This is a genomic window from Pseudomonas sp. PNPG3, from assembly GCF_023093815.1.
Taxonomy (GTDB): Bacteria; Pseudomonadota; Gammaproteobacteria; order Pseudomonadales; family Pseudomonadaceae; genus Aquipseudomonas; species Aquipseudomonas asiatica.
On sequence record NZ_JALLKV010000062.1, the window covers coordinates 21,488 to 31,260 of the forward strand.

The following is a 9,773-nucleotide window of genomic DNA, read 5'->3' on the forward strand; positions in this document are numbered from 1 at the left end:
ATGGATACCTTGAGCTACCTGGGCCAGGGCTTCGGCGTCGCCCTGTCCCCCTACAACCTGGTCACCGCCCTCACCGGCACGCTGATCGGTACCGTGGTCGGCCTGCTGCCGGGTCTGGGCCCGATCAACGGCGTGGCCTTGCTGATCCCCATCGCCTTCGCCCTCGGCCTGCCGCCGGAATCGGCGCTGATCCTGCTGGCAGCGGTGTACCTGGGCTGCGAGTACGGCGGACGTATCAGTTCGATCCTGCTGAACATCCCCGGCGAAGCCTCGACCGTGATGACCACTCTCGATGGCTACCCGATGGCCCGCAATGGTCTGGCTGGCGTAGCGCTGTCGCTGTCGGCCTGGAGTTCGTTCATCGGTGCGCTGATCGCCACCTGCGGCATGGTGCTGTTCGCACCGCTGCTGGCGAAATGGGCAATCGCCTTCGGCCCGGCGGAGTACTTCGTGCTGATGGTGTTCGCCATCGTCGCGCTCGGCGGCATGGCCGGCGACAAGCCGCTGAAAACCTTCATTGCCGCATTGATCGGCCTGTTCCTGTCGGCAGTCGGCATCGATGCCAACAGTGGCGTGTACCGCTTCACCGGCGACAGCGTGCACCTGGCCGACGGCATCCAGTTCGTGGTACTGGTGCTGGGCCTGTTCTCCATCAGCGAAATCCTCCTGCTGCTGGAAAAGACCCACCATGGCCACCAGGCAGTCAAAGCCACCGGCCGCATGCTGTTCAACTTCAAGGAAGCGGCCTCGGTGTTCGTGGTCAACATCCGCTGCGGCCTGCTTGGCTTCATCATGGGTGTGCTGCCTGGTGCCGGTGCAACACTGGCGAGCGCCGTGGCCTACATGACCGAAAAACGCCTGGCGGGCGACAAGGGCAAGTTCGGCAAGGGCGACGCCCGCGGCCTGGCCGCACCGGAAACCGCCATCGGCGCCTCCTGCTGTGGCGCCCTGGTACCGATGCTGACCCTGGGCGTACCTGGCTCGGGCACCACCGCGGTGATGATCGGCGCGCTGACCTTGTACAACATCACCCCGGGCCCGCTGTTGTTCGAACAGCAGCCAGACATCGTCTGGGGCCTGATCGCCTCGCTGTTCGTCGCCAACATCATGCTGGTGATCCTCAACATCCCGATGATCCGCATCTTCACCCGCATCCTCGCCGTGCCAAACTGGGCGCTGGTACCGGTGATCGCCATCATCACCGCGATCGGCGTTTACGCCGTGCATGCCACTACCTTCGACCTGTTCCTGATGGTCGGTATCGGCATCATGGGCTATATCCTGCGCAAGCTGGACTTCCCGCTGTCGCCGATCCTGCTCGGTTTCATCCTCGGTGGGTTGATGGAGCAGAACCTGCGCCGGGCGCTGTCGATCTCCAACGGCGAACTGGGCATCCTCTGGTCGAGCCCGATCAGCATGTCGGTATGGGTACTGACCATTTGCATGCTGACCCTGCCGCTTCTGCGCATCTGGCGCAAACGCAGCCTGCAGCGCCGGGCGATGGCCGATGCCTGATCGCTCGTTGCCGTTGTTTGTCGCGACCGGGCTGGTCGGCCTTGCTGGCGGTTTTGCCGCCAGCAAGGTCGGCTGGCCTTTGCCGTGGATGGTCGGCTCGTTGCTGGCGATCATCCTGGTGCGCTGCCTGACACCCTGGCAGCTGCCGGAAATCCCCAATGGCCGCAAATGCGGGCAATGCATCATCGGTGTCGGCATTGGCCTGCACTTCACCCCGGCGGTGATCGAGCAGGTGGCCAGCCATTTCGCACTGATCTTCTTCGGCGCGCTGTTCACCACCTTGTCCAGCGTGATCAGCGTATGGCTGCTGCGGCGCACCGGTGAAGACCGTGCCACGGCGTTCTTCGCCAGCATGCCGGGCGGTTCGGGGGAGATGGTCAACCTTGGCGCCCGCAATGGCGCAGTGCTCAGCCAGGTGGCGGCGGCGCAAAGCCTGCGCGTACTGGCGGTGGTACTGTGCGTGCCGGCGCTGTTCAAGTTCCTGCTGGGCGACGGGGTACCGCTGAATCACACCGGCAGTGTGAGCTGGGGCTGGCTGGCGCTGATTGCACCGCTGGGCGTTGCCGTCGCCCTGCTGTGGCAGCGCTTGCGCCAGCCCAACCCGTGGTTGTTCGGGCCATTGTTGGTCGCAGCCACCGTGAGCCTGGCCGGCGACCTGCAGATAACCCTGCCCAATGGCGCCAGCCAGATCGGCCAGTGGTTGATCGGCAGCGGCCTGGCCTGCCACTTCAACCGCGCGTTCTTCCGCCGCGCACCGTCGTTCCTGGGCCGCACCCTGGTGGCCACGGCGTTGTGCATGGCGATTGCCGGCAGTGCCGCATGGGTGCTGAGCATGATGACCGCGCTGGATCTGCGTTCGCTGACATTGGGGATGATGCCGGGCGGAATTGCCGAGATGAGCCTGACGGCGGAGACCCTGCAGCTGTCGGTGCCGCTGGTGACGGCGCTGCAGGTGATGCGCTTGTTGTTTGTGCTGTTTCTGGCAGAGCCGTTGTTCCGGGTGTGGAACGCAACCCCGGAATGACTGTGACGGCCTCTTCGCGGGTAAACCCGCTCCCACAGGGACCACACAAGCCCTGAGGGTAGTGCAGAACCTGTGGGAGCGGGTTCACCCGCGAAGAAGGCAACGCGACATTTCAGGCCTTTACAAGGGTGGCAATGCCCAGTTGATCGGCGCCAGCCCGCGCTGCTCGAGGAAACTGTTGGCCCGGCTGAAATGCCCGCACCCCAGGAACCCACGGTAAGCCGACAACGGTGATGGATGCACCGATTTCAGCACCAGGTGCTTGGTCCCGTCGATCAGCTTCTGCTTGCTTTGCGCATGCGAGCCCCACAGCAGGAACACCACGTTCGGGCACTGCTCGCTAACCACCTGGATGACCCGGTCGGTAAAGAACTCCCAGCCCTTCTTGGCATGCGACGCGGCATTGGCGCGCTCCACGGTCATGGTCGTGTTGAGCAACAGCACACCCTGCTCGGCCCAGCTCTGCAGGTAGCCATGACTGGCAATCGGGATGTTCAGGTCGCGCTGCAGCTCCTTGTAGATGTTGACCAGCGACGGTGGCGTGGCCACGCCCGGCTGCACCGAGAAGCACAGGCCATGCGCCTGGCCCGGCCCGTGGTAAGGGTCCTGGCCAAGGATGACCACCTTCACCTGGTCCAGCGGCGTCGAGTTGAGCGCGTTGAAGATCAACGGCCCTGGCGGGTAGATCTCTTTACCGGCGGCGTACTCGCTGCGCAGGAACTCGCGCAACTGATGCATGTAGGGCTGGTCGAATTCCGCGCGCAAGGCGGCCTTCCAGCTGGGTTCGAGTTTGATGCGATCGTCGTCAGTCATGGGGCCTTCCATAAACAATGGCGCGACACTAGGTAAGCCCTTCCCGCTTGTCAAACGATCCGACCGACGACCGGCATGTTCGGCCAGGCAAGCCATACTTGGGCGATGACTTGCGCGAGGTAGTCCATGGCCATTCATTGCGAGGTACTCACCGGCGCCGATGGCGCCCGCATCGGCATCGCCACCCTGGATGCGCCCAAGGCGCTCAATGCGCTGAGCCTGCCGATGATCGAAGTATTGGGCGAACAGTTGCACGCCTGGGCCCGCGACCCGGGAATCGTCTGCGTGCTGCTGCGCGGCAACGGTGCCAAGGCCTTCTGTGCCGGCGGTGATGTGCGTGCGCTGGTACAAGCCTGCCGCGACCACCCTGGTAGCGTGCCCCCGCTGGCCGCCACCTTCTTCGCCGCCGAATATCGTCTGGACTTTGCCCTGCACACCTATCCCAAGCCGCTGCTGTGCTGGGGGCACGGGCATGTGCTGGGCGGCGGCATGGGCCTGCTGCAGGGCGCCAATGTGCGTATTGTCACCCCCAGCAGTCGGCTGGCCATGCCGGAAATCAGCATCGGCCTGTATCCGGATGTGGGCGCCAGCTGGTTCCTTGCCCGCCTGCCGGGCAAGCTGGGATTGTTCCTCGGCCTGACGGGTGCGCCGATCAATGCCCACGACGCCCTGGACCTGGGCCTGGCCGACCGATTTCTGGGCGAGTACCAGCAAGAGGCGCTGATCGAGGAACTGCTGCAACTGAACTGGCAGGAACAGACCGCCCTGCAACTGAACAGCCTGCTCAAGGCCGAACAGCACCGCGTCTGCGCCGAGTTGCCCGAGGCCCAGTGGCTACCAAGGCGACAGGTGATCGATCAGTTGCTCGACGTGGCCGACGCAGCTGCCGCCTGGCGTGCGCTGGAGGGGCTCAAGCATCACGGCGACCCGCTGCTGGCAGATGCCGGCCAACGGTTGCATGAAGGTTGCCCGCTGACCGCACACCTGGTGTGGGAACAGATCCGTCGGGCACGGCACCTGTCGTTGGCGCAGGTGTTCCAGATGGAATACAACATGAGCCTGAACTGCTGCCGCCACCCGGAATTCAGCGAAGGCGTGCGTGCGCGCCTGCTGGACAAGGACAACCAGCCGCACTGGCACTGGCCCGATGTGGCGCAAGTGCCGGCGGCGGTGGTGGAGGCGCATTTTGCCAAGGTGTGGGAGGGGCGGCATCCGCTGGCGGATCTCGGGTAGCTTCGAGAAGTTGGGGCTGCATTGCAGCCCATCGCGACACAAGGCCGCGCCCACAGGTACAGCGATGGTTTCCAATGCTGCGCCGTACCTGTGGGAGCGGCCTTGCGTCGCGAAAGGGGCGCAACGCGCCCCCGGTTTTCAATTCACCTACCGCTGCCAGTTCCCCCCTTGCCCGTGCCCACGCCGCCCATCCCCGCGTCGGTCACCATCCCCCCGCCCGCTGGAGTGCCAACGGTCATTCTGCTGATAGCGCTGGCTGCCATCGCGATAATCATGACGATCCCGGTCGCGCCCATAGTCATACCGCTGGCGGTTGCCATAGTCGTTGCGTGGGTTGCCATACCATTGCTTCATCCCCGGCTGTGGATGAGACCGGTAGTGAGGCGCGGGCGCCGAGCGGTAGTAGTAGCGTGGCGCAGGCTGATAGTAATAACGGGGCTGCGGCGCTACGTAATAGCGGTCATAACGGTAATAATCCGGTGACACATAACGGTCGGAGTAGTAGTGGTCCGATCGGTAATAGCCCCCGCTCTCGTAGTACGGAACGCAGGCGGAAGTCATCAGCCCCAGCAGGGCGATCAACAGGATTCGATAGGACATGGCGGCCTCCTGGACCGCTGGAGTGCCCGAACAGCGGCGCTGGCGAGCGTCGATGCGAAATGCGATCATCGACACTGAATAAGACAGTGCCACCAAGGTGCAGTGCCATTTCTGCAACAATTTGATACAGGTGAATGGCAGCCATGCCCGACAACCAGCACTGCCCCGCTTGTGGCGCCCTCAACCAGTGCAGCTTGGCAGATCCGCGCCGAGCCACCCAGGCCTGCTGGTGTTACAGCGTGACCATCGACCCTGCCGTGCTCGAAGCCCTGCCCGCCGAGCTGCGCGACAAAGCCTGCCTGTGCCCGCGCTGCGCCGCCGTCGAAGAACAACTTCGCTCCCCCGCTTCCGACTGACCGTTTGCCATGCGCCTCGACCGTTTCCTCGCCAACCTGCCCAGCCACAACCGCCAGCAAGTCCGTCTGATGCTGGCGCAACGCCGTGTGCGGGTGGATGGCCAAGTGGTCAGCGACCCACTGGCCGAAGTGCGCGAATTCAGCCGCGTGGAGCTGGACGACCAGCTGCTGCAGGCTGGCCGCCCGGCACGCTACCTGATGTTGCACAAGCCGGCAGGCTGCGTCAGCGCCACCCAGGACCCGCAACACCGCACCGTGCTCGACCTGCTGCCAGCCGGTTTGCGTGAGGACCTGCACATTGCCGGGCGGCTGGACTTCAACACTACGGGCTTGATGATCCTGACCAACGATGGCCAATGGTCACGCCGGCTTACCCAGCCCGCGACCAAGCTGCCCAAGCACTACCTGGTGCAAACCGAGGACGAGATTGGCGAGCACTATGTGGCCAAGTTCCTCGAGGGCTTCTACTTCGCTTTCGAAGACCTCACCACCCTGCCCGCCCAGCTGAACATCCTCGGGCCGCGCCAGGCACGGCTGTCGATCATCGAAGGGCGCTATCACCAGGTGAAGCGCATGTTCGGCCATTTCGACAACAAGGTGGTGGGGTTGCATCGGGAGAGCATGGGGGCGATCCGGCTTGACCCGGGGTTAGCGCCTGGGGCGTTTCGTGAGCTGACGGCGGATGAAATAGCGACGGTCTAATCAGCCTGTACCGGCCTCTTCGCGGGCACGCCCGCTCCCACAGGTACACCACAGGCCTCCGGGCTGGTGTGATCCCTGTGGGAGCGGGCGAGCCCGCGAAGAGGCCGGACCAGACAGATCAGGGGTCGTCATACGACCGCTCAGCGACAAAAGTCACATTTTCCCCCGAACGGCACTTGCGGGATTCCCGACCCACTGCTTGAATCCAAATCGTCAGTCTGCATGTGACTACCAAGTCACGACCGCAGTCGAAGACACTTTTTGCCGGCCACCCAGGGCTCGATGCCTTGGGGCACGGCGAATTGCCCGCCAAAAACAATACCGTCGACGCACGTGCCAAGGATCGACACAGGGCCCCCCGGTTTCTCTTCAGGCAAATGCCTACCTGTCATAAAGAACGTGCACCCTAGGTGACGCGAATACCCTTTTTGCGCCAGGAGTCGATGACATGAGGCCAGAAATCGCTGTACTTGATATCCAAGGTCAGTATCGGGTTTACACGGAGTTCTATCGCGCGGATGCGGCCGAGAATACGATCATCCTGATCAATGGCTCGCTTGCCACCACGGCCTCGTTCGCCCAGACGGTACGTAACCTGCACCCGCAGTTCAACGTTGTACTGTTCGACCAGCCATACGCTGGCAAATCCAAGCCGCACAATCGCCAGGAACGCTTTATCAGCAAGGAGACCGAAGCGCATATTCTCCTCGAGCTGATCGAGCACTTCCAGGCAGACCACGTGATGTCGTTCTCGTGGGGTGGCGCAAGTACGCTGCTGGCGCTGGCGCACCAGCCGCGGGGCGTGAAGAAGGCAGTGGTGAGTTCGTTCTCACCGGTGATCAACGAACCGATGCGCGACTACCTGGACCGTGGTTGCCAGTACCTGGCCGCCTGCGACCGTTATCAGGTCGGCAATTTGATCAACGACACCATCGGCAAACACCTGCCGTCACTGTTCAAGCGCTTCAACTACCGCCATGTCAGCAGCCTGGACAGCCACGAGTATGCGCAGATGCACTTCCACATCAACGAGGTGCTGCAACATGACCTGGGGCGGGCGCTGGATGGTGCACGCAATATCGACATCCCGGTACTTTTCATCAATGGTGACCGCGACGAGTACACCACGGTCGAAGATGCGCGGCAGTTCAGCAAGCACGTGGGCCGAAGCCACTTCAGCGTGATCCGCGATGCAGGCCACTTCCTGGATATGGAACACAAGGCCGCTTGCGAGGACACTCGCAGTGTCATGCTGGGGTTCCTGAAGCCAACCGTGCGTGAACCTCGTCAACGTTACCAGCCTGTAAAACAGGGGCAGCATGCATTGGCCATCTGAGCAACTCGGCGTCCTGTGGCTCAAACCCGCAAACCATGGGGCGCCGACAAGCTTTTTAATAACTTGGGCTTCTAATTCGTTGAGGGTTCTGGTAAAAAGTGCTGCGCAAACGCGGGTATAGTTTAGTGGTAAAACGAAAGCTTCCCAAGCTTTAGTTGAGGGTTCGATTCCCTCTACCCGCTCCACATCGCATTCCCGCATGGCGTTCCAGCAACGTCATCGCTGTCAAAAGGAGCCCAGGCTCCTTTTTTCGTTTCTCCCCCCTCCCTTTGACCTGCCCCATGGCCATTTGCCTGCCGATCCGCTTCAATGCGTGGATGGATTCGTGAAGCATTTCGAAAGGACGACGCATGTTTCTCTCCCGCTGGCTACCGGGCCTTGCCAACCTGCTGCACTACCGCCGCGAGTGGTTCCACGCCGACCTGCAGGCCGGCCTCTCGGTGGCGGCGATCCAGATTCCCATTGCCATCGCCTACGCGCAGATCGTCGGCCTGCCGCCGCAGTACGGCCTGTATGCCTGTGTGCTGCCGATGATGGTCTATGCCCTGATCGGAAGCTCGCGCCAGCTGATGGTCGGCCCAGACGCCGCTACCTGCGCGATGATCGCCGGCGCCGTGGCGCCGTTGGCCATGGGCGAGCCGCACCGGATTGCCGAGCTGTCGGTGATCGTCACCTTGCTGGTCGGGGTAATGCTGATCGCGGCTGGGGTAGCCCGGGCCGGGTTCATCGCCAGCTTCTTCTCGCGGCCGATCCTGATCGGTTATCTCAACGGTATCGGCCTGAGCCTGATCGCCGGGCAGTTGTCCAAGGTGGTGGGGTTCAAGATCGAGGGCGACGGTTTCATCCTCAGCCTGATCAACTTCTTCCAGCGCCTGGGCGAAATCCACTGGGTGACGCTGCTCATCGGCATCGCCGCACTGGGCCTGCTGATCTGGCTGCCACGACGCTACCCCAAGCTGCCTGCGGCGCTAACTGTAGTGGCGCTGTTCATGCTGCTGGTCGGCCTGCTCGGCCTTGACCGCTTTGGCGTCGCCATTCTCGGCCCGGTACCTGCCGGCATCCCGCAGCTGGCCTGGCCACACAGTAACCTGGCAGAAATGAAAAGCCTGCTGCGCGACGCCCTGGGTATCGCCACCGTCAGCTTCTGCAGCGCCATGCTCACCGCACGCAGCTTTGCCGCCCGGCACGGCTACGCGATCAACGCCAACCACGAATTCGTCGCCCTGGGCGTAAGCAACCTGGCTGCCGGGGTTTCCCAGGGCTTTGCCATCAGCGGCGCAGACTCGCGCACTGCGGTCAACGACATGGTCGGTGGCAAGAGCCAACTGGTGGGCATCATCGCAGCACTGGTCATCGCCCTGATCCTGTTGTTCTTCACCGCGCCGATGGCGTGGATCCCGCAGGCCGCGCTGGGTGCCGTGCTGCTGATGGCAGGCTGGGGGCTGATCGACATCAAGTCGCTGAAGCATATCCGCCGCCTGAGCCGCTTCGAGTTCTGGCTTTGCCTGCTGACCACGGTCGGTGTGCTGAGCCTGGGCGTGCTGCCCGGCATCGTGTTTGCCGTGACCCTGGCGATCCTGCGCCTGCTGTACAGCATCTATCAGCCCACCGACGCAGTGCTGGGCTGGCTGCCGGGCACCGAAGGCCAGGTGGACATCCGCAAACACAAGGATGCCCGCACCGTGCCAGGCCTGGTGGTGTACCGCTTCGACGACGCGATCCTGTTCTTCAACGCCGACTACTTCAAGATGCGCCTGCTCGAAGCGGTGCAGAGCCAGGAACGGCCCAGGGCCGTGCTGTTCGATGCCGAGGCGGTGACCAGCATCGACGTCAGCGGCATCGCCGCCCTGCGCGAAGTGCGCGACACCCTGGCCGCCCAGGGCATCTTCTTCGCCATCGCCCGTGCCCGCGGCACCTTCCTGCGCATGCTGGTGCGCTCGGGGATGGCCCGGGAGATGGAAGACAAACTGCTGTTCGGCTCGGTGCGGGCGGGCATTCGCGCCTATCGGGTTTGGCGTAACAGGAGTCGCGTTGGGCAACAGGCTGAACAAGGTTGAAGCGTTGCGTCGCTGCTACTGGCCATATCGCAGGCAAGCGGGCTCCCATAGGTACTGCACTGCTCTCAATGCCTGTGACGAACATGTGGGAGCAACTGTCTTTAGAAATTTATTTTCAAGCGTGCCATTCGGGCAGG

Annotated in this window: 9 protein-coding genes and 1 tRNA gene; 8 read left to right on the top strand and 2 right to left on the bottom strand. The window is 63.1% G+C overall.

Annotation, left to right across the window (positions count from 1 at the left end; genetic code table 11):
* On the top strand, positions 1 to 1,515 hold the full coding sequence (locus MJ643_RS26520; RefSeq protein WP_013974009.1) for a tripartite tricarboxylate transporter permease: 1,515 nt from the start codon (positions 1 to 3) through the stop codon (positions 1,513 to 1,515).
* Entirely contained in the window at positions 1,508 to 2,539 is a 1,032-nt protein-coding gene (locus tag MJ643_RS26525; RefSeq protein WP_013974010.1) for an AbrB family transcriptional regulator, read from the top strand. The genes MJ643_RS26520 and MJ643_RS26525 overlap by 8 nt, the downstream gene beginning before the upstream one ends.
* Positions 2,540 to 2,659: 120 nt before the next feature.
* On the opposite strand, the gene ung is transcribed toward MJ643_RS26525, so the two are convergent.
* Positions 2,660 to 3,352, bottom strand: coding sequence for a uracil-DNA glycosylase (ung, locus tag MJ643_RS26530; protein WP_024087682.1), 693 nt, complete (start codon positions 3,350 to 3,352; stop codon positions 2,660 to 2,662).
* A gap of 126 nt (positions 3,353 to 3,478) precedes the next feature.
* Between ung and MJ643_RS26535 the strand changes: the two genes are divergently transcribed.
* The gene (locus MJ643_RS26535; RefSeq protein ID WP_013974012.1) at positions 3,479 to 4,585 is read left to right on the top strand and encodes an enoyl-CoA hydratase/isomerase family protein; all 1,107 of its coding nucleotides are present in this window, start codon (positions 3,479 to 3,481) and stop codon (positions 4,583 to 4,585) included.
* 147 nt (positions 4,586 to 4,732) lie between these two features.
* Here the strand turns inward: MJ643_RS26535 and MJ643_RS26540 are convergent, their stop codons facing one another.
* On the bottom strand, positions 4,733 to 5,185 hold the full coding sequence (locus tag MJ643_RS26540; RefSeq protein ID WP_024087683.1) for a hypothetical protein: 453 nt from the start codon (positions 5,183 to 5,185) through the stop codon (positions 4,733 to 4,735).
* Positions 5,186 to 5,328: 143 nt separating this feature from the next.
* On the opposite strand from MJ643_RS26540, the gene MJ643_RS26545 reads away from it, so the two are divergent.
* The 5 genes from MJ643_RS26545 to MJ643_RS26565 all read left to right on the top strand — a co-directional run bounded on the left by MJ643_RS26545 (position 5,329) and on the right by MJ643_RS26565 (position 9,636).
* The gene (locus tag MJ643_RS26545; protein WP_015271611.1) at positions 5,329 to 5,541 is read left to right on the top strand and encodes a cysteine-rich CWC family protein; all 213 of its coding nucleotides are present in this window, start codon (positions 5,329 to 5,331) and stop codon (positions 5,539 to 5,541) included.
* A 9-nt stretch (positions 5,542 to 5,550) separates the two neighbouring features.
* Complete coding sequence (locus MJ643_RS26550; protein WP_013974015.1) at positions 5,551 to 6,243, top strand: pseudouridine synthase; 693 nt, start codon at positions 5,551 to 5,553, stop codon at positions 6,241 to 6,243.
* A 448-nt stretch (positions 6,244 to 6,691) separates the two neighbouring features.
* Positions 6,692 to 7,579, top strand: coding sequence for a (R)-3-hydroxydecanoyl-ACP:CoA transacylase (phaG, locus tag MJ643_RS26555; protein ID WP_023662324.1), 888 nt, complete (start codon positions 6,692 to 6,694; stop codon positions 7,577 to 7,579).
* Between the two features lie 111 nt (positions 7,580 to 7,690).
* Positions 7,691 to 7,764 (top strand) — tRNA-Gly (locus MJ643_RS26560).
* A 165-nt stretch (positions 7,765 to 7,929) separates the two neighbouring features.
* Positions 7,930 to 9,636: a SulP family inorganic anion transporter gene (locus MJ643_RS26565; protein WP_013974017.1), complete on the top strand. Its 1,707-nt coding sequence runs from the start codon at positions 7,930 to 7,932 to the stop codon at positions 9,634 to 9,636.
* The last annotated feature ends 137 nt before the right edge of the window (positions 9,637 to 9,773 follow it).

What these genes read in the sequence shown, in the direction of transcription:
- MJ643_RS26520 (WP_013974009.1), top strand. Translation starts at nt 1, where the DNA reads ATGGATACCTTGAGCTACCTGGGCCAGGGCTTCGGCGTCGCCCTGTCC.
- MJ643_RS26525 (WP_013974010.1), top strand. Translation starts at nt 1,508, where the DNA reads ATGCCTGATCGCTCGTTGCCGTTGTTTGTCGCGACCGGGCTGGTCGGC.
- ung (WP_024087682.1), bottom strand. Translation starts at nt 3,352, where the DNA reads ATGACTGACGACGATCGCATCAAACTCGAACCCAGCTGGAAGGCCGCC.
- MJ643_RS26535 (WP_013974012.1), top strand. Translation starts at nt 3,479, where the DNA reads ATGGCCATTCATTGCGAGGTACTCACCGGCGCCGATGGCGCCCGCATC.
- MJ643_RS26540 (WP_024087683.1), bottom strand. Translation starts at nt 5,185, where the DNA reads ATGTCCTATCGAATCCTGTTGATCGCCCTGCTGGGGCTGATGACTTCC.
- MJ643_RS26545 (WP_015271611.1), top strand. Translation starts at nt 5,329, where the DNA reads ATGCCCGACAACCAGCACTGCCCCGCTTGTGGCGCCCTCAACCAGTGC.
- MJ643_RS26550 (WP_013974015.1), top strand. Translation starts at nt 5,551, where the DNA reads ATGCGCCTCGACCGTTTCCTCGCCAACCTGCCCAGCCACAACCGCCAG.
- phaG (WP_023662324.1), top strand. Translation starts at nt 6,692, where the DNA reads ATGAGGCCAGAAATCGCTGTACTTGATATCCAAGGTCAGTATCGGGTT.
- MJ643_RS26565 (WP_013974017.1), top strand. Translation starts at nt 7,930, where the DNA reads ATGTTTCTCTCCCGCTGGCTACCGGGCCTTGCCAACCTGCTGCACTAC.